The sequence below is a fragment of the Pseudomonas sp. efr-133-TYG-23 genome (assembly GCF_030209215.1).
Lineage (GTDB): Bacteria > Pseudomonadota > Gammaproteobacteria > Pseudomonadales > Pseudomonadaceae > Aquipseudomonas > Aquipseudomonas rhodesiae.
The window spans coordinates 39989-63678 of record NZ_JARVSL010000035.1 but is presented as its reverse complement, the minus strand read 5'-3'; the positions used below and the strand labels follow the sequence as shown (position 1 = coordinate 63678).

The window sequence follows — 23690 nt, the reverse complement described above, 5'->3', positions numbered from 1 at the left end:
CAAACAGACCGGGCCTGCTCAATCTATGCGAATGCGCCTTATGTTACTGGGCGGCGGGAATGCCCTCGGGCAGGCGCTGATTCGCCTCGGTGCGGAGGAAGATATCGGTTTCCTCGCCCCCAAACCGCCCCAAGACGGCTGGGATGCCGCGAGCCTCACCCAACTGCTCGACGACACCCGTCCCGATGCGTTGATCAACCTCGCCTACTATTTCGACTGGTTCCAGGCCGAAGCGGTCAGCGAAACGCGCCTGGCCGCCCAGGAATTCGCCATCGAACGCCTGGCCGAACTGTGCCAGCACCATTCGATCACCTTGCTGCAGCCGTCCAGCTACCGTGTATTCGATGGCTCCCGCGCCACCGCCTACAGCGAAAAAGATGAGCCGGTGCCCCTGGGCCTGCGTGGCCAGGCGTTGTGGCGTATCGAACAGAGTGTGCGTGCGGCGTGCCCGCAACATGTGTTGCTGCGGTTTGGCTGGTTACTGGATGACAGCGTCGACGGCACCCTCGGGCGTTTTCTGGAACGGGCCGAACGAGCGGAGCCATTGTTGATGGCCGATGACCGGCGCGGCAACCCGACGCCGGTGGACGATGCCGCACGGGTGATCATTTCGGTGCTCAAGCAACTCGATTGCGCCGCGCCTCTGTGGGGCACCTATCACTATGCCGGCCAGGAGGCGACGACGCCGTTGGCGCTGGGCCAGGCGATCCTTACCGAAGCCCGCGGCTATCATCCGCTGGCCATCGAATCACCCACCGCCCAGGCCCACGCCGCCCGGCCGGACGCCAACGAAGAACCGCAGCACGGCGTGCTCGCCTGCAAGAAAATCCTGCACACCTTTGGCATCAAGCCACGGGCATGGCGGGCGGCGTTGCCGGCCTTGCTGGACCGCTTCTACCGCCGCAGCTGAATGTGAGAGGGGGCTTGCCCCGATAGCGCTGGGCCAGTCAATGAACCTGTTGACTGACACTTTGCTATCGGGGGCAAGCCCCCTCACACATGGGTTATGCAGTGCTGGTTAAAGCAGGCTTAGAACTTGTAGCCGATACCCACCATGTAGACCATTGGGTCCACGTCCACATTGACCTTGGCGCGAGTGCCGGGGGCCACGGCGTCGTTTTCGACGGTGGCTTTGGTGCTGATGTCGATGTAGCGCGCCTGGGCGTTGATCATCCACTTGTCGTTGATCATGTAGTCCGCACCGATCTGTGCGGCCCAACCCCAGGAGTTTTCCGCCTTAAAGTTGCTGAAGCCAGCGCTCTCGGCACGGCTGCCGACGTGTTCATCGTAGATCCAGGTGTAGTTGATACCGGCACCGACGTACGGTTGGAACGCGGATTTTTTATCCAGCGGGTAGTACACGACGCTCAGGGTCGGCGGCAGGTGTTTGAGGGTACCGAGCTTACCGTTGGCGGCGCCGAGGGCGGTGTTCTTGAGCTTCACATCGTGCTCGAACGGGGTGGCGGCCAGCAGTTCGATACCGACGTGGTCGGTGACCATGTAGGCGAAGTTCAAGCCCAGTTGAGTGTCGCTGCTCATGGTCGCCTTGCCGCCGAGGTTGGCGCCGGCCACAGGGCCCTGGTCAACTTTGACGCTGCCGCTGTCGGCTTTCGGGTTCACGGTGATTGCACCGGCGCGAACCAGAATGTCACCGGCTTCGTGAGCGTGGGCGGCAGGGGCGACGAGGGCGAGCGCGAAGAGGGACGCGCCGAGCAGAGACTTGTTCATGGGAGCTCCAAAGGACGTTAAAAAAGTTGTAGGTCCAATGGTAAAGATCGTTCCGTTCGGTCTTTTGACTCAGCTCAATGAAAGGGCGATAAGCGCTATTCGGGCAGTTCGTACATATAAATTTTCTCGGCGTCCATCTGGTAACCGGCGTCGGCCAGTTCGCTGGTGGACGGCTTGACCTGCATCGCGCCCTCGATCCAGTACGGCTGGTACAGCTCATCGAGCTTCACACCGATTTCGCTTTTGACATGCACGATCTGGTTTGACGGCGGCGGCGGCACATGGATGCACGCGCCGAAGTACGGCACCAGCAGAAACTCGGTGGTGCGGCCCTCTTCGCTGACTTCCAGCGGCACGATATAACCCGGCAGACGAATATGCTGGCCGTCGAGGCTCTTGACCACCGGCGCGTTGGGCAAATCCTGCTTGGCCGCTGGCGCCGCTTCCACGGACAAGGCATCGGCCATCTTCGACAGGTCGTGCAGGGGCTTCATATTGGGCACTTCCGGCGGCGCGTCCGGCGGAATCATTTCCTGCCAGGACAGATCCCTGGGCGGCTCATCGGCCCAGGTCGGCACGGCCAGCACGAGCAACAGGGCAAACAGGGCACGGCGCATCGAAACCTTCCTCATAAACGAATGGACAGGCCGTCGGCCAGGGATTGTCGATAGGCGCGCCACGCGGGCACGCTGCCCATCAACAGCGCGGCGGCCAGGATACCGGCGAGCAGGGTCCATTCATATTCGCTCGGCCATGACATCGGCAGGTCCAGGCCGTAGTTGGCCTGCAAGTAACCGCGCGAGGCGGCGATGCACACATAGAGCAAGCCAACGCCCGCGATTACCCCTGACAGCGCCAGGGCGAAGGCTTCGAAGATCAGCAGCGTCGCGATATGCCACGGTCGCGCACCCACCGAGCGCAAAATCGCCATCTCGCGGCGGCGCTCGTTGAGGCTGGTGAGGATCGCCGTGAGCATGCCGATCAGGCCGGTCAGCACCACGAACAGCGAGATTACAAACAGCGCTTTTTCGGCGGTGCCCATCATGCTCCACAGCTCTTGCAACGCCACGCCCGGCAGGATCGCCAGCATCGGCTCGCCGCGAAATTCGTTGATCTCCCGTTGCAGGGCGAAGGTGGAGATCTTGTTGTTCAGGCCCAGCATAAAAGCGGTGATGGCCTGCGGCGTAAGGTCCATGTTGCGCGCCTGGTCCGCGCTGATACGGCCTTTGCCTTGGGCGGGGACGCCGTTGTGCCAGTCGATGTGGATCGCTTCCATGCCGCCGAGGCTGATATGCAGCGTGCGGTCCACCGGCGTGCCGGTGCGTTTGAGAATACCGACCACGGTGAACGGCTTGTCATCGTGCTTCACCAGGCTGACCACCGCTACGCCGTGGGCCAGCACCAGTTTGTCGCCGAGTTTATAGTGCAGCGCATCGGCCACTTCGGCGCCGAGCACCACTTCAAACGGGTCGCTGGCAAAGGCGCGGCCGCTGGCCAGTTCGAGGTTCTGCTTGCGGCCGTAGTGGTAGTGCTCGAAGTAAGAGGCGTTGGTGCCCATCACGCGGTAGCCGCGGTGGGAGTCACCGAGGGAAATCGGAATCGCCCATTTCACCTGAGGGCTGGCGGCGAAATGCTCGAAGCTGTCCCAGCGGATGTTGTTGGTGGCGTTGCCAATGCGGAACACCGAGTACAGCAGCAGGTTCACCGAGCCCGAGCGCGCGCCGACGATCAGGTCGGTGCCGCTGATGGTGCTGGCGAAACTATTGCGGGCCTCGACGCGCACCCGCTCCACGGCCAACAGCAGGCACACCGACAAGGCGATGGCGAACGCGGTGAGGATCGCGGTGAAGCGGCGGTTCGCCAGGCTGGCCATGGCTAGACGGAACAGATACATCTCAAACCTCTGCGGGCGTGGCGGCGCGATTGAGTTCGGCCAGCGACAAATGACGGTCGAACAGCGGCGCCAGGCTCTGGTCATGGCTGACGAACAACAGGCTGGCACCGGCGTCGCGGCACTCGGCGAACAGCAGCTGGATAAAGGCTTCGCGGGCGTCGTAGTCCAGGGCCGAGGTGGGTTCGTCGGCGATCACCAGTTCCGGTTGGCCGATCAGCGCACGGGCGGCCGCCACCCGTTGTTGCTGGCCGATGGACAGCGAGTCGGCGCGGCGCTCCAGCAGATCCTTGTCTTTCAACCCCAAGTGCGCGAGCAGAGTAGCGGCTGCCTGGTCGACGCTGCCGTGACGCTGGACCGCGCGTTGCGCGCGCAGCTTGGAAAAGTGGCAAGGCAGCTCGACGTTCTCGCGCACCGACAGGAACGGCAACAGGTTGAACTGCTGGAAGATATAGCCAGTGTGATCAACACGGAAACGATCCCGGGCACCCGCCGACAACGCGGTGAGTTCCTGGCCGAGCAGGCGGATGCTGCCTCGGCCGGGCTTCTGCACGCCGCCCAGTAAGCCCAGCAACGTGGTTTTACCGCTGCCGCTGGGGCCTTTGAGAAACAGGGTTTCCCCGCGCTCCAGACGAAAGGCGGGGATATCCAGCAACTGAGGATGACCGGGCCAGCTAAAGCCCAGGTCGGACAGTTCGATCAATGGGTGGGTCATGGGCACTCAGAACTTCAAAGTGGCTGCGGTGGCCGTCGCATCAACGCCTTGCTGGCCGCTCGGGCCGATCAGTTGTACCTGAATTTTCTGGGTGGCGGGAAAGGTCTTGAACACTTGGGTCAGGTCCAGATTGCTCAGGGCGCTCGGTGTGGCGCAGGTGAATTGATAGTGAGCGTGGATCTCGCTGTGGTCGTGATGATGTTCATGGGCGGCTGCGCCTTTGCCGTCGGTGGCGTCATCATCGTCGTCGTGATCGGCTTCGGGCTTGTCACCGAACAGCGGGCTGTTGAGTTCCTGGGAGCTGACCTTGCAACCGGCGGCCGTGGGCAGGTTGAAGAGGGCAACAGGGTTTTCCAGTTGCTTGCGCGCGGCGGCGACTTTGGCTTTATCGGCGGCGCTGCTGGCCATGTGCTCGAACCCCACCAGGTTCATCGCCGGGCTGTCCAGCTCAAGTTCCAGGGCCTGGCCGTCGAGCACCGCGTTGAGGCGAGCAACGCCGTGTTCATGGGCGCCGAGGCTACCGTGTTCGTGGTCATGGTCCTCATGAGCCTGAGCAACGGCCAGTGGCAGCAGGGCAAACGGCAAGGCAAGCAACAGACGGCGCATGGAAAAGCTCCCAGAGATGAAAGTTTTGTTATGTGATCTTATAACAATAGTGGCAAGAGTTTGACCGCCCGCTTGGCGTTGTGCAAGCCACATGGGAGCATGCCGGTCGGAAAAACTGCGGGAGTAGGGACGATGTTGCGAATTCGTGGAACCGTCGGCGACCTGCCGGTGGACTTGACGGTAGAGATGGACGACGGCGATTGGGCCCGCCTGGGGGCGCAATTTCAGACCGCGCCAGGGGCCCCAGCCGGCGCTGCGCCAGCAGCCGCGGCGAAGCCCAACGATGACCTATGGCAGAGCGCCCAGGACCTATTGCGCAATGCGGGCCAACTCAGCGGACTGGAACTGCTCGATCAGTTGGAAGGGCTGGCCGGCGACGCGGCGGCGGGCAAGCGTCTGCTGGTGCGCCTGCGCCACAGCGCCAAGGTCAAAGTGGCCAGCGGCGGGGATACGCCGCTGTACCGTTGGGTCGGCGATTAGTACAGCGCGGCAAACAGCTTGCGGCGGTACGCCGTCACCAGCGGGTGATCGTTGCCCAGCAGTTCGAACACTTGCAGCAAGGTCTTGTGCGGCAAGCCTTCGTTGTAGCTGCGGTTGCGGATGAACAATTTGAGTAGACCTTCCAGCGCCGCCTCGTATTGCTGGCGGGCCAATTGCTGGATCGTCAGTTGATACGCCGCTTCATCATCCTGCGGGTTCTGGGCCAGACGGCTTTTCAGCTCGGCGGCGTCCGGCAGGTCGGCGGCCTGGCGCAAAAAGGTGATCTGCGCTTTGGCGCCGGCGAGGGCGGCTTTGTGATCGTCGCTTTTTACCGCATCCAGTACGGTCTGGGCTTCGCCCAACTCACCCCGTTCGGCCAGGCAGCGCGCGTAGAGGATCAGCGCACCGGCGTTGGTGTTGTCCTCGCCCAGCAGCGCTACCAGTACGGCTTCGGCATCGCTGATACGCCCTTCGGCAAACAACGCCTGGGCCTGCTCCAACGGGTCCGCCGCGGCCGGCGGTGGCATCTGCACATGGGGCTCCAGCATCGCACGCACCGCCGATTCCGGCTGCGCCCCGGCAAACCCGTCCACCGGTTGACCGTCCTTGAACAGCACCACCGTCGGCAGGCTGCGGATACCAAAGCGCGCGACGATATCCTGCTCGGCATCGCAATCGACCTTGGCCAACAGCAACTCGCCCTGATAACTCTCGGCAATCTGCGCCAGCATCGGCATCAACGCCTTGCACGGCGCGCACCACTCTGCCCAGAAATCCACGAGTACAGGTTTGTGGAATGAGTTTTCGATTACCGCCTGGTCGAAGGTGGCAGTGGTGGCGTCGAAGATATACGGGGTGGGCTCACTCATGGGGCGTCTCGAAGAAAGCGGGAATGGGGGCAACTATAAGGGCTGGCGAAAGCTACCGGAAGCAGCAGGCTGCTCAGTTTTCAAGCGCATGCCAAAAAGGGTCCTGATACCAATTGAGAGGGAAGCCCATCGCTTTAAGGCTAACGTCGGGAAATTCGCAAATCAGTTGATGCAAGCGTTGATCCCAGTGGCTGTCGGGGCTCACTCGATGTGTCAGATGATTCAAAATGCAGAGCGCTGCAAAAATGCGGGTGTGCGGCCCGGGCTGAAAGAGATGTTTGGGCCATAAAAAGTTGGCTTTCTTTGGCAGTTCGGGACGAATGCCTAATTCTCGGTTCCACAGCCGTGAATGATGGGCGCATATGTTTCGAATGGTGGTCAGGGTGTGCAGCCAAGACTGCATCAGGGGAGCCGCAATTCCCAAACGCCTGGCAATCGCCTTTTTGTCCGCGTCTTTCGCCAAGCCTTTATATAAATGGGATAAATCGCCCAGTGTCAGTTCCTCCAACATCGCCCAGCCAGGCATAAGAGGTGGGTGGGCGTAGGTGGCGGGCGTAGCTTTCTTTAGCTCTTTGGCGTTTAAGTAGGCCTTTTCTCCTGTCGTCCGCACGGGATCTATCGATGCGCTCGCATTCGCGCTGAAAATCACGCATGGCTGTGGATTGTTTGAAGGACAGCGTCGTAAGCAGCCGCTGATGATCGAACATCTGATGGAACATTCGTGGGTCTATATATCAATGACTGCCATGGGCGGGCCCCATATGGTTGCTGATGACTGCACGAGATGCGATTTCGACTCTATCGATGGCATCCATGGTCAGTAAGCGAAGCCGTCGATCAAAGTCGTAGAGACGCGTTAACTGACGAAACTGGCTGCCATCACGAAAGCGATGATCGATATCCTCCGGTTGCTGAAACGGTCGCATATAGGGGCTGAGCCTAAAGAAGCTGACCGATTGCAAAAAAGACTCTGCGTGAACCTCATCCTGAACATTCAACCCGCGGTGCTTGAGCAGCTCAAGCTGGGCGCGAACGTCAATGGCGGGTTTGCTGAATGTCCTCATGCTCAAAAAATACCGGGCAAAAAAAACCCGCACAATTTGTGCTTGGTTGCTAAGGCAACCAGAGGCATGGCGGGTGTATTGCTGCAAAGGTTAGGTAGCCGCCCGATTTTTTGCAAGGGCGTTGAGCGCTCAGCAATGATTGAAACTGTTTGGAAAAGCATGCAGATCGATGGTCCAGGCCGCTTGCGAAGGAGGGCATTTTCCATGCACCCGCTTTTGCTGTCTTAACCAATCTATTGCTGAAAATCTGTAACGTGCGGGTTTAACGCTTCGAATGGTACAGGCTCACCTTGCGAAACTCCCAAGGCTCGGCCAGGTCCGGCAGGGTCAGGGCATCCAGTATGTCCAGGCGTCGATAGGCGGGGTGTTGGAAGTCCCGCACGCGCGAATCGGCCACCAGTGCTTCGCGTCCACGGCTGAGGAAGTGATCCAGCAGTGGCAGGTTGGCGCGGTCGTAGAGCACGTCGGCCACAAGGATCAGGTCGAAGCGGTCGGCTTCGGCGAAAAAATCGGCGGAATAAGCCAGTTCCACGCCGTTGAGTTCGGCATTTGCCCGACAAGATGCCAGCGCCAGCGGGTCGAGATCGCAGGCCACCACTTCCAGGGCGCCGGCTTTGATGGCGGCGATGCCAGCCACCCCGGAGCCTGCGCCGAAGTCCAGCACGCGCTTGCCCGCAACCCAATCAGGGTGCGCCGCCAGATAGCGGGCCAACGCCAGGCCGCTGGCCCAGCAAAAACTCCAGTAGGGCGGTTCATGCAGGATGCGCCGGGTTTCTTCCTGGCTGAAGGCGCGGTCCATATTGTCCGCGTCCAGCAGCCATAACCACAGGTCGGTGCCCGGCAGCGCGCAGGGCACCAGCTGCGCGTCGCCGATCAGCGCACTCAGGGCGCGCTGCAGGTGCAGCGGTGGCGTCATGGTGCTTTGACAAGTTGCAGGGGGCCGGTGGTCTGGGTGATCGCCTGGGTAATGCGCACGGCGGGCAGGTGCAGGATCAACTGACCGGATTGGCTGGCGCGACCGCGCAACTCGACCCGCGCACCGGCCGGGAACGCTTCAGGGTTGAATCGCAGGCGGAAGGCCAGAGGTTTGCCGTTGCCGGTCAGCACACTGCTGGCCAGTAATTGTTGCGGGCGCGCGCGATCGTCGATCACCAGCAATGCCATCTCGACCTCGGCGCCGGCGGGCACGTTGGTCAGGCTGCCGTTGATTTCACGCTGGTAGGCCGGCAGGGGGCCGAGGTCTTCGACCCCTGGGACTTTTTTCTCCTGCGCGGGCGTCGGTTGGGGCGCGCTCGGCTTGGGGGCTTCGCTGCTGCAGGCGACCAGAACACTGAACAACGCGAGTAAAACAACAGGTCGTAACTGCATGTACGGCTCCAGAAGGGACAAAATCCGTGGCTTAAAAGAGAAGAAACATAATTGTCAGCCTATATACCGTAAAGGCTATGGCTTGTCTTGCCACGGGGATGCGCTACCATGGCCCTCCCATTTTTTGTTGCCTGCCACCATGCACTGTCCCTTCTGCGGTGCCAACGACACCAAGGTCATCGACTCGCGACTGGTCGCCGAGGGCGATCAAGTACGTCGCCGGCGCGAATGCCTGGCCTCTGGCTGCGGTGAACGTTTCACCACCTTCGAAACCGCCGAACTGGTGTTGCCACGGCTGATCAAGTCCGACGGCAGCCGCCAACCCTTCGACGAAGAAAAACTGCGCGCCGGTATGCAGCGCGCCCTGGAAAAACGCCCGGTGAGCGTCGAGCGGCTGGAAGCGGCCCTGGCGCATATCAAGCACAAGTTGCGTGCCACCGGCGAGCGCGAGGTCAAGAGCCTGGTCGTGGGCGAACTGGTGATGGGCGAGCTGCAAAAGCTCGACGAAGTTGCCTATATCCGTTTCGCCTCGGTGTACCGACGCTTTCAGGACCTCAACGAGTTCCGCGAAGAGATCGATCGCCTGGCCCGCGAGCCGGCCAAACAATGAACCCGCCTTGCGCCGAACAGGCCGTGCTCGACGCCCACTACATGGCCCGTGCCCTGGAGCTTGCGCGCAAGGGCGTGTACACCACCCATCCCAACCCTCGGGTCGGCTGTGTGATCGTGCGCGATGGGCAGATTGTCGGCGAAGGCTGGCATGAGCGCACCGGCGAGCCCCACGCCGAGCCCAATGCCCTGCGCGCCGCCGGCGATAAAGCGCGCGGCGCCACGGTGTACGTGACCCTCGAACCTTGCAGCCACCATGGCCGCACGCCGCCATGCGCCGATGCGCTGGTGAGTGCTGGCGTGGCACGGGTGGTGGCCGGGATGCAGGACCCCAATCCGGAAGTCGCCGGGCGCGGCATGCAGCGTCTGGCGCAAGCCGGGATCGAGGTGCTCAGCGGCGTGCTGGAAAGCCAGGCGCGAGCGCTGAACCCGGGCTTTCTCAAGCGTATGGAACACGGTCTGCCTTTTGTGCGGGTCAAGTTGGCGATGAGCCTGGACGGTCGCACCGCGATGGCCAGCGGCGAAAGCCAGTGGATCACCGGCCCCGCCGCCCGTGCCGCTGTGCAGCGCCTGCGTGCCGAGGCCAGTGTGGTCTTGACCGGTGCCGACACGGTGCTGGCCGACGGCGCGCGGCTGACCGTGCGTGCCGCCGAACTGGGCCTCGATGAAGCCACGACCGCCTTGGCCATGTCGCGCCCGCCGTTGCGCGTGTTGATCGACGGCCGCCTGCGGGTGCCGCTCAATGCGCCGTTCTTCAAGGCCGGCCCGGCACTGGTCATCACCTGCGTGACCCCGGAAAACCAGTTTCCCCGTGGCCCTGAATGCCTGGTAGTACCGGGCGTCGACGGCCAGGTCGACCTGCGTTCGGCGCTGGTGGCGCTGGCCGCGCGAGGCGTCAACGAAGTGTTGGTGGAGGCAGGGCCAAGTCTGGCCGGCGCGTTTGCGCAGCAGGGCCTGGTGGACGAATACGTGATATTCGTCGCCGGCAAGTTCCTCGGCTCCGCCGCCCGCCCTTTGCTGGACTGGCCGCTTGAGAAACTGGCCGACGCTCCCCAACTCAAGATCACTGACATGCGCGCTGTAGGCGACGACTGGCGAGTCACCGCCATCCCTGTGCCATCAGCCAGCGTATAATTTCCGGCCTGCGCACCGCGCGGCCCCGTTTTCCAGGAGAAGGCCATGTTCACCGGCATTATCGAATCCATCGGCAGCATTCGCACCATGACCCCCAAGGGCGGCGACGTACGCCTGCTGGTTGAAACCGGCAAGCTCGACCTGGGCGACGTCAAACTGGGCGACAGCATCGCCGTCAACGGCGTGTGCCTGACCGTCATCGAACTGCCGGGCAATGGCTTTGCCGCCGACGTCAGCCGCGAAACCCTGGACTGCACGGCGATGAACGATCTCAAGGCCGGCAGCCCGGTCAACCTGGAAAAAGCCCTGACTCCGACCACCCGCCTGGGCGGTCACCTGGTCAGCGGCCACGTCGACGGCGTTGGCGAAGTGGTGTCGCGCAGCGAAAACGCGCGGGCGGTGGAATTCCGCATCCGCGCGCCAAAAGACTTGGCCAAGTACATCGCCCACAAAGGCTCGATCACCGTCGACGGCACCAGCCTGACCGTGAACGCCGTCAACGGCGCCGAATTCGAATTGACCATCATCCCGCACACCCTGAGCGAAACCATCATGGCCTCGTACCAGCCGGGTCGCCGGGTGAATCTGGAAGTGGACTTGCTTGCCCGTTACCTGGAGCGCCTGTTGCTGGGCGATAAGGCCGCAGAGCCGACTGCCGGGAACATCACCGAAAGTTTTCTGGCCGCTAATGGCTACCTGAAATCCTGACCAAGGGGGTGCCACGTGGCGCTCAATAGCATCGAAGAACTGGTTGAAGACATCCGCCAAGGCAAGATGGTCATCCTGATGGATGACGAAGACCGCGAGAACGAAGGCGACATCATCATGGCCGCCGAAGCCTGCAAGGCCGAGCACATCAACTTCATGGCCAAGCACGCCCGTGGCCTGATCTGCATGCCCATGAGCCGCGAGCGCTGCGAACTGCTCAAGCTGCCATTGATGGCGCCGCGTAACGGCTCGGGTTTCGGTACCAAGTTCACCGTATCGATTGAAGCCACCACCGGCGTGACCACCGGCATCTCCGCCGCCGACCGCGCGCGCACCGTGCAGGCCGCCGCCGCCAAGGACGCCAAGGCTGAAGACATCGTCAGCCCCGGCCATATCTTCCCGTTGATGGCCCAGCCCGGCGGTACCCTGGCCCGTGCCGGCCACACCGAAGCCGCCTGCGACCTGGCGCGCATGGCCGGTTTCGAACCCAGCGGCGTGATCTGCGAAGTGATGAACGATGACGGCACCATGGCCCGTCGCGCCGAACTCGAAGCGTTTGCCGCCGAACACGGCATCAAGATCGGCACCATCGCCGACCTGATTCACTACCGCATGATCCACGAACGTACCGTTCAGCGGATTGCCGAGCAGCCACTGGACAGCGAACTGGGCCAATTCAACCTGGTGACCTACCGTGATTCGGTGGAAGGCGACGTGCACATGGCCCTGACACTGGGCAATATTTGCGCCGATGAACCGACGCTGGTCCGCGTGCATAACATGGACCCGCTGCGCGACCTGCTGATGGTCAAGCAACCCGGCCGCTGGAGCCTGCGCGCCGCCATGGCCGCGGTTTCCGAGGCTGGCAGCGGCGTGGTGCTGTTGTTGGGCAACCCGGTGGATGGCGACGTTTTGCTCGCGCATATCCGTGAAACCGCCGAGCAGACCCAGGTGAAAACCCCCACCACCTACAGCATTGTCGGTGCCGGTTCGCAGATCCTGCGTGACCTCGGTGTGCGCAAAATGCGCCTGATGAGCGCACCGATGAAATTTAATGCGATATCCGGTTTCGATCTGGAAGTTGTAGAATACGTGCCCTCCGAATAAAGGCCGGCGATTTCTGCCCCTTGTTCGCGGTTAAATCATCACTGAGGGACGCACTTTTCGCGTCCCGGCTCTTTAAGAGATTTGTCGAATGACCCTGAAGACCATCGAAGGTACCTTCATCGCCCCCAAAGGCCGCTATGCCCTGGTGGTTGGCCGCTTCAACAGCTTCGTGGTTGAAAGCCTGGTAAGCGGTGCCGTGGACGCCCTGGTTCGCCACGGTGTGAGCGAGAGCGACATCACGATCATCCGCGCCCCTGGCGCCTTCGAAATTCCGCTGGTTGCGCAAAAAGTGGCCCAACAGGCCGAATACGCTGCAATCATCGCCCTGGGCGCGGTCATTCGGGGCGGCACGCCGCACTTCGAATACGTGGCCGGCGAATGCACCAAGGGCCTGGCCCAGGTGTCCATGGAGTTCGGCGTGCCGGTTGCGTTCGGCGTGCTGACCGTGGATTCCATCGAACAAGCCATCGAGCGTTCCGGCACCAAGGCCGGTAACAAAGGTGCCGAAGCTGCCCTGTCCGCCCTGGAAATGGTCAGCCTGCTGTCGCAGTTGGAGGCCAAGTGATTTCCGACGAGAGCGATCAGTTCAACCCTCAGGACCCACGCCCTGCGGATGCCGGCAAGCCGTCCAAGAGCGAGAAGCGTCGCAAGGCGCGTCAACTTGCGACCCAGGCGCTGTATCAGCGCCATCTGGCAGGTGCTTCGCTGAACGAAATCGAAGCGCAGTTTCGCGTCGATAACGACTTTACCTTCGCCGATCAAAGCTATTTCCACGACATCCTGCACGGCGTTCACGCCAGCTTGACCGAGATCGACACGGCCCTGGCACCTTGCCTGGACCTGACCATCGAGGAACTGGACCCGGTAGAACTGTGCGTCATGCGCCTGTCCACCTGGGAACTGCTCAAGCGCGTCGACGTACCGTACCGCGTGGTGATCAACGAAGGCATCGAGCTGGCGAAAGTCTACGGTTCGACCGACGGCCACAAGTTCGTCAACGGCGTGCTCGATAAGCTGGCCCCGCGCCTGCGCGAAGCCGAAGTCAAGGAACACAAGCGCTGATCCGCGCTTGAGTTCTCGATGGGTGAGTTTGAGCTGATCCGCACATACTTCGCCGCCGCGCCTTGTGCGCAGGGCGGCGAAGGTATTGCCCTGGGGATCGGCGACGACTGCGCCTTGCTGGCGCTGCCCCCTGGGGAGCAACTGGCAATCTCCACCGATACCCTGGTGGCCGGCGTGCATTTTGCCGACCCCTGCGATCCGTTCCTGCTCGGCCAGCGCTCGTTGGCCGTGGCGGTGAGCGATCTGGCCGCCATGGGCGCCCACCCCCTCGCATTTACCCTTGCACTCACCACGCCGAGCGTCGATGCCGATTGGCTGCAACGCTATGCCCAGGGGTTGAACGCCATGGCGCAACGCTGCGGCGTGGGCCTGGTGGGGGGCGATACCACGCGCGGGCCGCTGAGCCTGACCATGACCGTGTTCGGCCGTGTACCGGCGGGGCAGGCCCTGACCCGTAGCGGCGCGCAGCCAGGTGATTGGCTGTGCGTGGGCGGCGAACTGGGCAACGCCGCCGGCGCCTTGCCGCTGGTGCTGGGCCAGCGCAGCGCCGAGGCGGCGGTCGCCGAGCCGTTATTGGCCCATTACTGGTCGCCGCAACCGCAACTGGCACTGGGATTGGCGCTGCGCGGCAAGGCCACGGCGGCGATGGATATTTCCGATGGGCTATTGGCCGATTGTGGGCATATCGCCAAAGCCTCGGCTGTCAGCCTGGTCATTGAGCGGCAGGCGCTGCCATTGTCCAAAGCTCTTTTGGCATTCGTGGGTGACGAGCAGGCGCGGGTGGCCGCCCTGAGCGGTGGCGACGACTATGTGCTGGCTTTTACTCTGCCGCCCGCGCAGCTGGCGCCGTTGCTGGGCGACGGCTGGCCAATTCATGTGATCGGCCGGGTCGAGGCAGGCCAGGGAGTGACCCTGCTTGACGCCAATGGCCAGGACATCACACCCGCCGTGCGCGGCTACCAACATTTTCGCGATGCACCCTGAAGCGGCGGCCTGGGCTACCCTCAATAGCGTAATCCCTGATGCAAGGCTCTGTAGGAGGTCGCCCCCATGGGTGTACGCCGCTGGTTGCTGACACTGCTGTGCTTCGCCGCGACGCTGTTGCAGGCGCAGGAGACTCCCGTGTCACCTGCCAAGGTTACGCTGGCCAGTGAGGCGTGGGACGGCTACACCAATGCCGACGGCAGCGGCCTTGCCTGGGACGTGATGCGCAAGGTTTTCGAGCCGGCGGGATTCACTGTTCAAACCCGCACCGAGCCCTACACCCGAGCGGTTGGCCTGGCCCAGCGCGGCGAGGTGGATGGCTGGGTCGGTTCGTACCGTGACGAAGTCAAGGATGTGCTGTATCCCCGCTGGCACTACGATTCCGACCCCATTTACGCCCTCGGCCTGGCCACTTCCAAGGCGCCGAGCCTGGCCACGCTGGGGGAGTATCGCCTGGCCTGGGTGCATGGCTACAAATACGAAGCGTACTTGCCGAGTGTACGACGTTTTAACCAGATACGTCGGCGCGACGGTATTTTGCCGATGCTGCAACACGGACGAGCCGACTTCTACATTGATGCCTTTACCGAAGCACAGGAAGTCCTCAATCAGGCGCAAGACCCGTCGATCTTTCGGTTGACCCACCTGACTCAACTGCCCCTCTACGTGGGCTTTGCCGACAACGAGCACGGACGCGGCCTGCGCGCCGTATTTGATCGGCGTATGGACTCGCTGGTGAAAAGTGGCGAACTCAAACCGATTTTCCAGCACTGGAAACAGCCCTATCCGTTCTGACCTGCATAGAACCGAGTTGAAGGCCAATCGAACCGATTGATCTTTATCAGCGAGAATTCAGCTTAAGCGTCTGTCAGAACCTGCTGTTACAATGCCGCCTCTGTGAAATCTGAAATCAGGAGCACACGGTGCCCGTCGTTTTCGTCGCCGCTTCCAAGCTGCCTACCCCTTTTGCCACGTTCACCATGAGCGGCTTTCTTGAAGAAGCCACCGGGCGCGAGCACGTTGTGCTCAGCCTGGGCGACATCGCCGATGGCGAGCCCGTGCTCGGCCGTCTGCACTCTGAGTGCCTGACCGGCGATGCGTTGTTCAGCCAGCGCTGTGACTGCGGCTCGCAGCTCGAAGCCGCGCTGCAGGCCATCGCGCGGGAAGGTCGTGGCGTGTTGCTGTATTTGCGTCAGGAAGGCCGTGGCATTGGCCTGCTGAACAAAATCCGCGCCTACGAATTGCAGGATGGCGGCGCCGATACTGTGGAAGCCAACGAACGTCTGGGTTTCGCGGCCGATCAGCGTGACTACGCGATCTGCCTGCCGATGCTTGAGCACCTGGGGGTCAAATCCCTGCGCCTGATGACCAACAATCCGCGCAAGGTCAAGGCCTTGACCGACATGGGCATCACCGTGGCCGAGCGCGTGCCGCTGCACACGGGGCAAAACCCGCACAACAAGCTCTACCTGGCGACCAAGGCCAGCAAGCTCGACCACATGATGGGCAACGAGCATCAAGGTGAGGTAGACCGCGCGTGACTCGGGGCCAGGTCAAGCGTCGGCTGTCCGTCAACTGGTGGCAGTATCTGGCCCTGGCGCTGTTGCCCTTGTTTGTGATCAACCTGGTGTTTGGCCAGGCTGAATCCTTGCTGCCGGTGTTGGCCATGCCTTTCTTTATCGCGGGTGTGGCCTCGATGTTCCTCAGCCTGCGCTACTTCAACGGCTATAAACACGCGTTGATCGCCACCTCCAAAGCCCTCGACACCGCCGAAGAACCCGGCGCCTGGATCACCTTGGCGGCCCGTCGCCGTACGGCGCTGCTGGTGGCCGCGCTGCCCGCGTGGATCGGTGCGCTGGCGGTGTTCGTCGGCCTGGAGGCGGTGCCGTTGTTTCTATTGGCGCTGTCGACGATGGTGCTGTTTTACCTCTACCGCATCCCGCGTCAGTTGGGATGATGCGCCGCTGGCTGGCGCTGCTGGTGTTGGCGCTGAGTGCCCAGGCCCTGGCGGCCGAGCGGGTGGTCAGCCTGGCGCCGTCGCTGTCGGAAATCGTGATGGAACTGGGTGCCGCCGACCTGCTGGTGGGCCTGCTCGACGGTGGCGAGCGCCCGGCGGCATTGGCGCAGGTGCCGTCCGTGGGGCGTTACGGGCAGTTGGACATGGAACGCCTGCTCAGCCTCAAGCCGGACCTGATCCTACTGTGGCCCGGCAGCGTCGGCCCGGCCCAGCGCGCGCAGTTGCAGCGTTTGAATATCCCGGTGTACGTCGCCGAACCCCACAATCTCGAACAACTCACCACCCAGGTTCAGGCCATCGCCGAGCGGCTTGGGCGTGTCGACGCCGGCCGGCAATTGGCCGAGCCGTTGCGCCAGCGCCTGGCCGAGCTGCGTCAGCGCTACCGGCGTGCCGAACCTTTACGAGTGTTTTACCAGGTGTGGAACTCGCCGCTGTACACCGTGGGCGGTGGGCAGATCATCAGCGACGCGTTGACGGTCTGCGGCGCACGCAATGTGTTCGACGACCTCAAACTGCCGGCGCCGCAAGTCAGTATCGAGTCGGTGTTGCAGCGCAATCCCGAGCTGATTCTGGTCAGCGATCAAACGCAAATGGACGCCTGGAAAGCCTGGCCAACCATGGCCGATCGCGTACGGCAGGTGCCCGATAAAGGCCTGGAGCGGCCCAGCGGGCAGATGCTGGAGGCGGTGGGGCGGTTGTGCCAGGTAATTGCGCCGGACCTGTGACTGAGCCTCAGATTTCCGGAGTCCAGGTCACACCGAACAGCCATACCCGACCTTCTTCGCGGTAATCCTGATTGTTGATAAACATCGGATCGTCATAGCTGTAACGCGCCCGCGCGTAGGACTTGTCCAGTAGGTTGTCGACCTTCAGCGACAGCGCCACTTCCCGGTTGATCGCCCAACGGCTGCGCAGCCCGAGCAACGCATAACCGCCCAGGCGTTGTGCATTGTCGGCATCGTCATAGCTGCTGCTGATTGCCTGCCAACTGGCGCCGAGGCCGAGCTGATCGAATTGCCGGTCCAGGTCCAGGCTCAACGTGCGACGTGCGCGACGGGCCAGGGTGTGGCCTGTGCTACGGTCGCGCGGGTCGATAATCGACAACCCCAGATTGCCCTGCCAGCCGAACAGGTCCTGCTTGAGTGCCGCTTCCATGCCGTTGATACGCGCCGACGCCACATTCTGCGGCTTGCCCGTGCTGTCGAGGATGATTGCGTCGCTCAAGTCCGTGCGGTACAGCGAGGCCTCCAGGCGTGTGCTGTCACTGAGCTGGCTGCGCCACTGCAGTTCGTAGCTCTTGGAGGTTTCGGGTTGCAGGTCGGGGTTGCTGTACCGCGTGTCGGGGTAATACAGGTCGTTGAAGGTGGGGGCGCGAAAGCCTTCGCTGTAGCTCAGCAATACATCATTGTCGGGGTTGATCGGCAAGGTCAGCGTGCCGCTCCAACTGTTCTGCGCGCCGAACTGCTGATTCTGGTCACGGCGCAGGCCCAGTTCCGTGGAAAACCACTCACTGTGAAACCGATGCTGCACAAAGGCCGCGCGGTTCCAGCGCCTGTTTTCACTGAACGCGGTGGAGCCGTGGAAGCGGTCTTCATACCAGTCACCGCCGAGGATCAGGCTGTTGTGTTCGTCCAGGGTCAGGTCGTTCTGCCAGTTGACCGAGTCGCGGTAGGTGTTGAACACACTGAAGTCGTCGCTGAGGGTGTCACGCTTGGTGTCGCGGTTCTCGCTGTGGCCCAGTTCCAGGCGTGACTGCCAGCGCGGGTTGAACGTGGCATCGAGGTAACCGCTGGCACTGCTGACGGTGTAATCGGTGTAGGGCTTTTGCCCCAGCGTCTGGCCGCTGGCGGCGTCGTAGCGGCCGAAACTGTTGTCGTACTCCGACTTGCCACGGCTATCGAGCAGGTTGAAACCCGCCTCCAGCGCCTCGCTGAATGAATGGCTGAGGTTAAGACTGAGGGACTGGTTACGGTAAGCATCGTGGTCGCCGTCAGTGGGAAAGGACGCGTGGGTCGAGTTGATGCCGGCGGTTTCATCCAGGCTTGCGCCCAGGTTGAACCGCGTGTGTTCATCCCCGCCTGACAGACCGAGGCTGCGCTGCCAGGTCTGAAGACTGCCAAAGCCCAAGGTCAGACGTGGCTGCAAGCCTTGCTCGGCGTTGCGTCGGGTGAAGACTTGAATCACCCCGCCAATTGCATCGCTGCCGTAGATCACCGAGCGCGAGCCGCGCAGCACTTCCACGCGCTCGATCTGATCGACACTGAGGTATTGCAGGCCGCTATCGCCGGAGGTGGTATTGGCGATGCGCTGGCCGTCCACCAGCACCAGGCTTTGGGCGGACTTGGTGCCGCGCAGGTAGATCCCCGGCAAACTGCCGCGCCCGCCGGTGGGCGCCACTTGCACGCCAGGCACGCGGTTGAGCAGGTCGGTAAGGCTGGTCGGTTGCAGGCGGTCGATATCGTCGCGGGTGAACACCGTGTTGGCGGCGCTGCTGTCATTGCGCGCCTGGACCTGGCGGTTGGTGCTGATGACGATATCGGGGAGTTTCAGCGCATCGTCGCGGGTGTCGGCGAGCAATTGCGGGGAGGGCAGGAGCAGCAAGGCAAAGTACAGGTGTTTCATGGGCTGTCCATGGCGTTGAGGAGGGCACAAATCAAATGTGGAAGGGGGCTCTTGCCCCCTCCCACATTCCTTTGGTCCCGGTTTCTACAGGCCCAGCAGCGCCATGCGGTTGCGCACAGAGGCTTCAACCCCGGCCTCATCCAGCCCGCATTCGGCCAGCATCTGCGCCGGCTTGGCATGCTCGACGTACACATCCGGCAAGCCCAGGTGCAGCACCGACTTGAGGATATTCTCCCGCGCCAGGTACTCGCTGACCGCTGCACCGGCGCCGCCCATGATGGCGTTTTCTTCCACCGTGACCAGCAACTCGTGACTGCCAGCGATCTCGCGCACCAGCGCTTCATCCAGAGGTTTGACGAAGCGCATGTCGACCACCGTGGCGTCGAGCTTCTCGGCGACTTTCAAGGCTTCGGCCAATTGCACGCCGAATACCAGGAACGCCACCTGGCTGCCCTGGCGACGCACGACGCCCTTACCGATCTCGATGGGCTCCAGGTCTTTTTCGATCACGGCGTTCGGGCCGTTGCCGCGTGGGTAACGCACCGCAGCCGGGCCGTTGTACAGATGGCCGGTGCTGAGCATCTTGCGCAATTCGTTTTCGTCGCTCGGGGTCATCACCAGCATGCCTGGGATGCAGCGCAGGTAGGACAAATCGAAACTGCCGGCGTGAGTCGGGCCGTCTTCGCCCACCAGGCCGGCGCGGTCGATGGCGAACAGCACGTCGAGGTTCTGCACCGCGACGTCATGCACCAATTGGTCGTAACCGCGCTGCAGGAAGGTGGAATAGATCGCGACCACTGGCTTGGCGCCTTCGCAGGCCATGCCGGCGGCGAACGTCACCGCGTGCTGCTCGGCAATCGCCACGTCGAAGTAGCGCAGCGGGAAACGCTCGCTGAACGCCACCAGATCCGAGCCTTCCTTCATCGCCGGAGTGATGCCCACCAGGCGCGAGTCGGCGGCGGCCATGTCGCACAGCCACTCGCCGAACACCCCGGAATACTTCGGCCCGCTGGCCTTTTTCGGCGCGGCGGCGGGAGCGTCCAGCGGTTCGAGCTTGGTGATCGCGTGATAACCGATCGGGTCGACTTCCGCCGGGGCGAAGCCTTTGCCTTTTTTGGTGACGATATGCAGGAACTGCGGGCCCTTGAGGTCACGCATATTGCGCAGCGTGGCGATCAGGGTCGGCAGGTCGTGGCCGTCGATGGGGCCGATATAGTTCCAGCCCAGTTCTTCGAACAAGGTGCCGGGCACCAGCATGCCCTTGGCGTATTCCTCGGTGCGCCGGGCAATTTCCCACGCGCCGGGCAGACGCGAGAGTACCTTTTTGCTGCCTTCGCGCATGCTGGCATACGTACGGCTGGAAAGAATCTTGGCCAGGTAGTTGGACAAGCCGCCGACATTGCGCGAGATCGACATGTCGTTGTCGTTTAGGATCACCAGCATGTTGGCGTCCACTTCCGGCGCGTGGTTCAGCGCTTCGAACGCCATGCCGGCGGTCAGTGCACCATCGCCGATCACGGCAATCGCTTTGCGATCACTGTTTTGCAGGCGGGCGGCAATCGCCATGCCCAGTGCCGCACTGATGGACGTGCTGGAGTGGCCGACGCCAAAGGTGTCGTACTCGCTCTCCGAACGACGCGGGAAGGCGGCGACGCCGTCCTTCTGGCGCAGCGTGCTCATGCGCTCGCGACGGCCGGTGAGGATTTTATGCGGATACGCCTGATGGCCCACATCCCACACCAGCCGGTCGTCCGGGGTGTCGAACACGTAATGCAGGGCGATGGTCAGCTCGATGACGCCCAGGCCGGCACCGAAATGCCCACCGGTCTGACCGACCGTGTAGAGCAATTCCAGGCGCAATTCATCGGCCAGGGTTTCCAGCTCGGCTTCACCCAGACGACGCAGGCCGTCCGGCGTGGCAGCACGGTCGAGCAGGGGCGTGGACGGGCGCTTGCGGGGAATCTCTTGAAACGTCGTGGGCATCAGGCGAATCGTTATAGGTATAGAAAGAGGCGGCAGTTTACCTCAAGCATCGCAAACTGCCCACGCGGAGCGCCGAACTTGGCCGATATGCGGCCGTAATGGCCGTGGTTATCAGTGGCGGCGTTCGACGATATACCGCGCCAGATTACGCAACGGCTCGGCCGCCGCGTCGAAAGGTCGCAGGGCCGCCAGGGCCTGGTCACGCAGTTCCAGGGCGTAGACCTTGGCAGCGTCGAGCCCGAGCAGCGCAGGATAGGTCGGCTTGTCCCGGGCGATATCGGCGCCCTGGCGTTTGCCCAGGGTGGCGGTGTCACTTTCCACGTCGAGAATGTCGTCCTGCACCTGGAAAGCCAGGCCGATGGCCTGGGAGTAGGTTTGCAAGGCTGCCAATTGCGCAGGCTGCGCACGACCGCTGGCCAGCGCGCCCAACTGCACGGCGGCCTCTATCAGCGCACCGGTCTTGTGGCGATGCATGTGTTCGAGTGCTTTTTGATCCAGCTTGAGGCTGACCGAGCCCATGTCGATGGCCTGCCCGCCGACCATCCCGGCCGGGCCCGCAGCCTGCGCCAGTGTGGTGACCATGCGCAGGCGGATTTCGGCGTTGACGCTGCTCAGGCGCGGGTCCAGCAATGCGCTGAACGCCAGGCTTTGCAGGCCATCACCGGCCAGGATGGCATAGGCTTCATCGAAGGCTTTATGAGTGGTGGGCTGGCCGCGACGCAGATCGTCGTCGTCCATGGCCGGCAAATCGTCATGTACCAGGGAATACGCGTGAATCAACTCCACCGCGCACGCGGCGCCATTGGCCTGCTCGGCCGGCGCGCCCAGCGCTTCACAGGCTGCGTACGCCAGCAATGGGCGCACGCGCTTGCCGCCATTCATCACGCTGTAACGCATGGCTTCATAGAGGCGATTCATTTCCGGGCTTGGCGCTACGAACAAGGGTTCCAGCGCCGCATTCACCCGGGCTTGGCTACTGGCCTGATACGCGTCGATCATTCCGGCTGTTCCGCGTCGAAAGGTTCTTCGGCCAACTCCCCGTCACGTTCCAGCAACACCTGCACCTTCTGCTCCGCCTGCGCCAAAGCGCTCTGACAGTCGCGGGTCAGGCCGATGCCTTGCTCAAACGCTGTCAGCGAGTCCTCCAGCGACAACTCGCCGTTCTCCAGACGCTCGACCAGAGCTTGCAGGTCAGCGAGGGATTGTTCGAAATCGAGTGCAACTTTTTTGCGGGCCATGGCGGCTATTCCGGTAGACGGTAAACCGGCGCGACACTAGCAGACATGGGGATTCTGGGCAAATGAGCGGGGTGTCACTTGCCTGCTGTATTGACCTGATAACGCGTGCTGCGGCCGCCTCCGGGCAGACGAACCAAGCAGTTTTTTTCCAGCAGGTCAGCCAGGTGTCGCGTCGCTGTCGCCTTGGAGACCTTTGCCACCGCTTGGTACTGCGCCGCGCTGATGCCGTGTTCGAAGCTCTTCTCACCACCGTCGAGCAGTCGATTGAGAACCTTGATCTGTTCAGCAGACAAAGGGAGGTCGCGGTGTTGCTGCCAGAACCGACTCTTTCCCAGCACTCGGTCAATCCGCGCCATTGCCTGCTGCACGCTGCGTAACAGGGTTTTAAGGAACCACTCCAGCCAGTCAGTGATATCCAGTGAGGCCTTCTGGCTGGATTCCAGTGCGTTGTAGTAGCCGGTGCGGTCTTCGAGGATGCTGGCTGACATGGCATAGAAACGGATGGCCTGGTGTTCACCCTGGGCCAGTGCCAAATCGGTGATAGCGCGTGTCAGGCGACCATTGCCGTCATCGAAGGGATGCAGTGTGACAAACCAGAAGTGCGCGACGCCGGCGCGTACCAGCGGGTCCAGTTCCGGCTGATCGCGGCTGGTTTCGAACCACTCCAGAAAATCCGCCAGTGCCTGCTCCAGTCCCAGACGTGGCGGGGCCTCGAAATGCACGGTCGGCCGATCAAGCCGGCCCGACACGACTTGCATTGGCTCATCTCCCCTCAAGGATCCAATATTGAGCGCTCGAGCGGTATAGCCCGCTTCCGGGACCGGGAACAATAAGTGATGCCATTTCAATAGGCGGGCGAGGGTAAACGGCTGGGTGAATTGTTGAGTGGCATCCATCATCAACTCGGCGAGGCCTTCGCTGCGGCGGCTTACCTGACCGTCTTCCATCGCTTCCAGGCCCATCCGCCTTGCCAGGGACGAGCGCACCGAGCCGACATTCAACTGTTCACCCTCAATCGCCGAGGACGTCAGGATATTTTGCAGCAGCGCATCCAGTTCATTCTGTGCGCTGACTGGCTGGCTGACGGAGCCGAGCATGCCCAGCAACTTGCCCTGGGCTTGTCCGCAATCGCGCAGCAACGGCGCGAGGCGACCGGGTTGCCAGTGGAAGTGCGGCCAGTCGGCGTGTTGCCAGATCCAGTGCGGATGAGCCATGGTTGAATGCCTGGGGTGCGTGAGCCGAATAAAGGGGTTATTCGGCTCATTTGGTGAGCCGATTGTGCTTCGGATTTGGCTCAGGGTCTAGGCTGGTGGTGGGTGTGTTCGTAAGTGCACCATGAAATCCATATCAGTTACCTGTATCTTCATTTCACTTCTTTCATCTGCGCCCTGAGTGAGTTCACTGTGGTTTTAGTTGCGCCGTTGATAAGGGTGATAAAAGGTTCTTTATCTGGTGCGTGCATTAGGCTAGAAGAAAAACAGTCCTGTGTAGCTCTTAGTTGTGAC

At 62.3% G+C, this 23690-nt stretch carries 29 protein-coding genes; 14 read left to right on the top strand and 15 right to left on the bottom strand.

Features of this window, described 5'->3' with window-relative positions; translation table 11 throughout:
- The first annotated feature begins 25 nt into the window (after positions 1 to 25).
- Positions 26 to 910: a sugar nucleotide-binding protein gene (locus QRN41_RS22240; RefSeq protein WP_040265596.1), complete on the top strand. Its 885-nt coding sequence runs from the start codon at positions 26 to 28 to the stop codon at positions 908 to 910.
- 119 nt (positions 911 to 1029) lie between these two features.
- Here the strand turns inward: QRN41_RS22240 and QRN41_RS22235 are convergent, their stop codons facing one another.
- The 5 genes from QRN41_RS22235 to QRN41_RS22215 all read right to left on the bottom strand — a co-directional run bounded on the left by QRN41_RS22235 (position 1030) and on the right by QRN41_RS22215 (position 4940).
- Positions 1030 to 1728, bottom strand: coding sequence for an OmpW/AlkL family protein (locus QRN41_RS22235; protein ID WP_094066842.1), 699 nt, complete (start codon positions 1726 to 1728; stop codon positions 1030 to 1032).
- Between the two features lie 95 nt (positions 1729 to 1823).
- On the bottom strand, positions 1824 to 2345 hold the full coding sequence (locus QRN41_RS22230) for a DUF3299 domain-containing protein (RefSeq protein WP_034100977.1): 522 nt from the start codon (positions 2343 to 2345) through the stop codon (positions 1824 to 1826).
- 11 nt (positions 2346 to 2356) lie between these two features.
- A complete protein-coding gene (locus QRN41_RS22225) occupies positions 2357 to 3622 on the bottom strand; it encodes an ABC transporter permease (protein WP_285422138.1) in 1266 nt (421 codons plus the stop codon).
- Position 3623: 1 nt separating this feature from the next.
- Positions 3624 to 4334: an ABC transporter ATP-binding protein gene (locus QRN41_RS22220; protein ID WP_034100975.1), complete on the bottom strand. Its 711-nt coding sequence runs from the start codon at positions 4332 to 4334 to the stop codon at positions 3624 to 3626.
- A 6-nt stretch (positions 4335 to 4340) separates the two neighbouring features.
- Entirely contained in the window at positions 4341 to 4940 is a 600-nt protein-coding gene (locus QRN41_RS22215) for a DUF2796 domain-containing protein (protein ID WP_034115247.1), read from the bottom strand.
- 132 nt (positions 4941 to 5072) lie between these two features.
- On the opposite strand from QRN41_RS22215, the gene QRN41_RS22210 reads away from it, so the two are divergent.
- A complete protein-coding gene (locus QRN41_RS22210; protein ID WP_167418220.1) occupies positions 5073 to 5420 on the top strand; it encodes a hypothetical protein in 348 nt (115 codons plus the stop codon).
- Here QRN41_RS22210 and trxA read toward each other — a convergent pair.
- The 3 genes from trxA to QRN41_RS22195 all read right to left on the bottom strand — a co-directional run bounded on the left by trxA (position 5417) and on the right by QRN41_RS22195 (position 7215).
- Positions 5417 to 6289, bottom strand: a complete 873-nt coding sequence (gene trxA, locus QRN41_RS22205; RefSeq protein ID WP_034115246.1) for a thioredoxin — start codon at positions 6287 to 6289, stop codon at positions 5417 to 5419. The two genes, QRN41_RS22210 and trxA, sit on opposite strands and share 4 nt — an antisense overlap.
- Positions 6290 to 6362: 73 nt before the next feature.
- Entirely contained in the window at positions 6363 to 6938 is a 576-nt protein-coding gene (locus tag QRN41_RS22200; RefSeq protein ID WP_243269843.1) for an Abi family protein, read from the bottom strand.
- Positions 6939 to 7023: 85 nt separating this feature from the next.
- Positions 7024 to 7215: an Abi family protein gene (locus tag QRN41_RS22195; protein WP_243269844.1), complete on the bottom strand. Its 192-nt coding sequence runs from the start codon at positions 7213 to 7215 to the stop codon at positions 7024 to 7026.
- Between QRN41_RS22195 and QRN41_RS22190 the strand changes: the two genes are divergently transcribed.
- Positions 7180 to 7581 (top strand): hypothetical protein, encoded by a 402-nt coding sequence (locus tag QRN41_RS22190; protein ID WP_285422145.1) that lies wholly within the window; start codon positions 7180 to 7182, stop codon positions 7579 to 7581. The two genes, QRN41_RS22195 and QRN41_RS22190, sit on opposite strands and share 36 nt — an antisense overlap.
- 34 nt (positions 7582 to 7615) lie before the next feature.
- Here QRN41_RS22190 and QRN41_RS22185 read toward each other — a convergent pair whose 3' ends face one another.
- Positions 7616 to 8269 (bottom strand): class I SAM-dependent methyltransferase, encoded by a 654-nt coding sequence (locus tag QRN41_RS22185; RefSeq protein ID WP_167418219.1) that lies wholly within the window; start codon positions 8267 to 8269, stop codon positions 7616 to 7618.
- Entirely contained in the window at positions 8266 to 8721 is a 456-nt protein-coding gene (locus tag QRN41_RS22180) for a YbaY family lipoprotein (protein WP_034139462.1), read from the bottom strand. Before QRN41_RS22180 ends, QRN41_RS22185 begins: the two co-directional genes overlap by 4 nt.
- Before the next feature lie 139 nt (positions 8722 to 8860).
- Between QRN41_RS22180 and nrdR the strand changes: the two genes are divergently transcribed.
- The 11 genes from nrdR to QRN41_RS22125 all read left to right on the top strand — a co-directional run bounded on the left by nrdR (position 8861) and on the right by QRN41_RS22125 (position 17067).
- Positions 8861 to 9331, top strand: a complete 471-nt coding sequence (gene nrdR, locus QRN41_RS22175) for a transcriptional regulator NrdR (RefSeq protein ID WP_034100969.1) — start codon at positions 8861 to 8863, stop codon at positions 9329 to 9331.
- The gene (gene ribD, locus QRN41_RS22170; protein ID WP_167418218.1) at positions 9328 to 10464 is read left to right on the top strand and encodes a bifunctional diaminohydroxyphosphoribosylaminopyrimidine deaminase/5-amino-6-(5-phosphoribosylamino)uracil reductase RibD; all 1137 of its coding nucleotides are present in this window, start codon (positions 9328 to 9330) and stop codon (positions 10462 to 10464) included. The genes nrdR and ribD overlap by 4 nt, the downstream gene beginning before the upstream one ends.
- Positions 10465 to 10509: 45 nt before the next feature.
- Positions 10510 to 11172, top strand: a complete 663-nt coding sequence (locus tag QRN41_RS22165) for a riboflavin synthase (protein ID WP_167418217.1) — start codon at positions 10510 to 10512, stop codon at positions 11170 to 11172.
- Positions 11173 to 11187: 15 nt separating this feature from the next.
- The gene (gene ribBA / locus QRN41_RS22160; RefSeq protein WP_034100966.1) at positions 11188 to 12279 is read left to right on the top strand and encodes a bifunctional 3,4-dihydroxy-2-butanone-4-phosphate synthase/GTP cyclohydrolase II; all 1092 of its coding nucleotides are present in this window, start codon (positions 11188 to 11190) and stop codon (positions 12277 to 12279) included.
- A gap of 88 nt (positions 12280 to 12367) precedes the next feature.
- The gene (ribH, locus tag QRN41_RS22155) at positions 12368 to 12844 is read left to right on the top strand and encodes a 6,7-dimethyl-8-ribityllumazine synthase (RefSeq protein ID WP_034100965.1); all 477 of its coding nucleotides are present in this window, start codon (positions 12368 to 12370) and stop codon (positions 12842 to 12844) included.
- On the top strand, positions 12841 to 13341 hold the full coding sequence (nusB, locus tag QRN41_RS22150; RefSeq protein WP_034100964.1) for a transcription antitermination factor NusB: 501 nt from the start codon (positions 12841 to 12843) through the stop codon (positions 13339 to 13341). Before ribH ends, nusB begins: the two co-directional genes overlap by 4 nt.
- A gap of 18 nt (positions 13342 to 13359) precedes the next feature.
- Positions 13360 to 14325, top strand: coding sequence for a thiamine-phosphate kinase (thiL, locus tag QRN41_RS22145; RefSeq protein WP_034100963.1), 966 nt, complete (start codon positions 13360 to 13362; stop codon positions 14323 to 14325).
- 66 nt (positions 14326 to 14391) lie between these two features.
- Entirely contained in the window at positions 14392 to 15120 is a 729-nt protein-coding gene (locus QRN41_RS22140) for a substrate-binding periplasmic protein (RefSeq protein WP_167418216.1), read from the top strand.
- 128 nt (positions 15121 to 15248) lie between these two features.
- Positions 15249 to 15866 carry a GTP cyclohydrolase II gene (gene ribA, locus QRN41_RS22135; RefSeq protein ID WP_034100961.1) on the top strand — a complete coding sequence of 206 codons (618 nt, stop codon included), beginning with the start codon at positions 15249 to 15251 and terminating at the stop codon, positions 15864 to 15866.
- Entirely contained in the window at positions 15863 to 16282 is a 420-nt protein-coding gene (locus QRN41_RS22130) for a hypothetical protein (RefSeq protein ID WP_034100960.1), read from the top strand. The genes ribA and QRN41_RS22130 overlap by 4 nt, the downstream gene beginning before the upstream one ends.
- Positions 16279 to 17067 (top strand): cobalamin-binding protein, encoded by a 789-nt coding sequence (locus tag QRN41_RS22125; RefSeq protein WP_167418215.1) that lies wholly within the window; start codon positions 16279 to 16281, stop codon positions 17065 to 17067. Before QRN41_RS22130 ends, QRN41_RS22125 begins: the two co-directional genes overlap by 4 nt.
- 7 nt (positions 17068 to 17074) lie before the next feature.
- Here QRN41_RS22125 and QRN41_RS22120 read toward each other — a convergent pair whose 3' ends face one another.
- From QRN41_RS22120 to QRN41_RS22100, 5 genes are all read right to left on the bottom strand, one after another.
- The gene (locus QRN41_RS22120; protein WP_167418214.1) at positions 17075 to 18964 is read right to left on the bottom strand and encodes a TonB-dependent receptor domain-containing protein; all 1890 of its coding nucleotides are present in this window, start codon (positions 18962 to 18964) and stop codon (positions 17075 to 17077) included.
- An 84-nt stretch (positions 18965 to 19048) separates the two neighbouring features.
- Positions 19049 to 20947, bottom strand: coding sequence for a 1-deoxy-D-xylulose-5-phosphate synthase (gene dxs / locus QRN41_RS22115; RefSeq protein ID WP_034115241.1), 1899 nt, complete (start codon positions 20945 to 20947; stop codon positions 19049 to 19051).
- Positions 20948 to 21058: 111 nt separating this feature from the next.
- A complete protein-coding gene (ispA, locus tag QRN41_RS22110) occupies positions 21059 to 21946 on the bottom strand; it encodes a (2E,6E)-farnesyl diphosphate synthase (RefSeq protein WP_167418213.1) in 888 nt (295 codons plus the stop codon).
- Positions 21943 to 22185 carry an exodeoxyribonuclease VII small subunit gene (locus QRN41_RS22105; protein WP_003194556.1) on the bottom strand — a complete coding sequence of 81 codons (243 nt, stop codon included), beginning with the start codon at positions 22183 to 22185 and terminating at the stop codon, positions 21943 to 21945. The genes ispA and QRN41_RS22105 overlap by 4 nt, the downstream gene beginning before the upstream one ends.
- A gap of 74 nt (positions 22186 to 22259) precedes the next feature.
- On the bottom strand, positions 22260 to 23399 hold the full coding sequence (locus QRN41_RS22100) for a Fic family protein (protein ID WP_167418212.1): 1140 nt from the start codon (positions 23397 to 23399) through the stop codon (positions 22260 to 22262).
- Between the last annotated feature and the right edge of the window lie 291 nt (positions 23400 to 23690).

Coding starts and splice junctions, on each gene's coding strand:
- thiL (WP_034100963.1), top strand. CDS start 13,360: ATGGGTGAGTTTGAGCTGATCCGCACATACTTCGCCGCCGCGCCTTGT.
- QRN41_RS22140 (WP_167418216.1), top strand. CDS start 14,392: ATGGGTGTACGCCGCTGGTTGCTGACACTGCTGTGCTTCGCCGCGACG.
- trxA (WP_034115246.1), bottom strand. CDS start 6,289: ATGAGTGAGCCCACCCCGTATATCTTCGACGCCACCACTGCCACCTTC.
- QRN41_RS22240 (WP_040265596.1), top strand. CDS start 26: ATGCGAATGCGCCTTATGTTACTGGGCGGCGGGAATGCCCTCGGGCAG.
- QRN41_RS22100 (WP_167418212.1), bottom strand. CDS start 23,399: ATGGCTCATCCGCACTGGATCTGGCAACACGCCGACTGGCCGCACTTC.
- ispA (WP_167418213.1), bottom strand. CDS start 21,946: ATGATCGACGCGTATCAGGCCAGTAGCCAAGCCCGGGTGAATGCGGCG.
- QRN41_RS22210 (WP_167418220.1), top strand. CDS start 5,073: ATGTTGCGAATTCGTGGAACCGTCGGCGACCTGCCGGTGGACTTGACG.
- ribD (WP_167418218.1), top strand. CDS start 9,328: ATGAACCCGCCTTGCGCCGAACAGGCCGTGCTCGACGCCCACTACATG.
- QRN41_RS22125 (WP_167418215.1), top strand. CDS start 16,279: ATGATGCGCCGCTGGCTGGCGCTGCTGGTGTTGGCGCTGAGTGCCCAG.
- nrdR (WP_034100969.1), top strand. CDS start 8,861: ATGCACTGTCCCTTCTGCGGTGCCAACGACACCAAGGTCATCGACTCG.
- QRN41_RS22220 (WP_034100975.1), bottom strand. CDS start 4,334: ATGACCCACCCATTGATCGAACTGTCCGACCTGGGCTTTAGCTGGCCC.
- QRN41_RS22165 (WP_167418217.1), top strand. CDS start 10,510: ATGTTCACCGGCATTATCGAATCCATCGGCAGCATTCGCACCATGACC.
- dxs (WP_034115241.1), bottom strand. CDS start 20,947: ATGCCCACGACGTTTCAAGAGATTCCCCGCAAGCGCCCGTCCACGCCC.
- QRN41_RS22230 (WP_034100977.1), bottom strand. CDS start 2,345: ATGCGCCGTGCCCTGTTTGCCCTGTTGCTCGTGCTGGCCGTGCCGACC.
- QRN41_RS22195 (WP_243269844.1), bottom strand. CDS start 7,215: ATGCGACCGTTTCAGCAACCGGAGGATATCGATCATCGCTTTCGTGAT.
- QRN41_RS22225 (WP_285422138.1), bottom strand. CDS start 3,622: ATGTATCTGTTCCGTCTAGCCATGGCCAGCCTGGCGAACCGCCGCTTC.
- QRN41_RS22180 (WP_034139462.1), bottom strand. CDS start 8,721: ATGCAGTTACGACCTGTTGTTTTACTCGCGTTGTTCAGTGTTCTGGTC.
- QRN41_RS22235 (WP_094066842.1), bottom strand. CDS start 1,728: ATGAACAAGTCTCTGCTCGGCGCGTCCCTCTTCGCGCTCGCCCTCGTC.
- QRN41_RS22190 (WP_285422145.1), top strand. CDS start 7,180: ATGATCGATATCCTCCGGTTGCTGAAACGGTCGCATATAGGGGCTGAG.
- QRN41_RS22185 (WP_167418219.1), bottom strand. CDS start 8,269: ATGACGCCACCGCTGCACCTGCAGCGCGCCCTGAGTGCGCTGATCGGC.
- ribH (WP_034100965.1), top strand. CDS start 12,368: ATGACCCTGAAGACCATCGAAGGTACCTTCATCGCCCCCAAAGGCCGC.
- QRN41_RS22105 (WP_003194556.1), bottom strand. CDS start 22,185: ATGGCCCGCAAAAAAGTTGCACTCGATTTCGAACAATCCCTCGCTGAC.
- QRN41_RS22215 (WP_034115247.1), bottom strand. CDS start 4,940: ATGCGCCGTCTGTTGCTTGCCTTGCCGTTTGCCCTGCTGCCACTGGCC.
- QRN41_RS22120 (WP_167418214.1), bottom strand. CDS start 18,964: ATGAAACACCTGTACTTTGCCTTGCTGCTCCTGCCCTCCCCGCAATTG.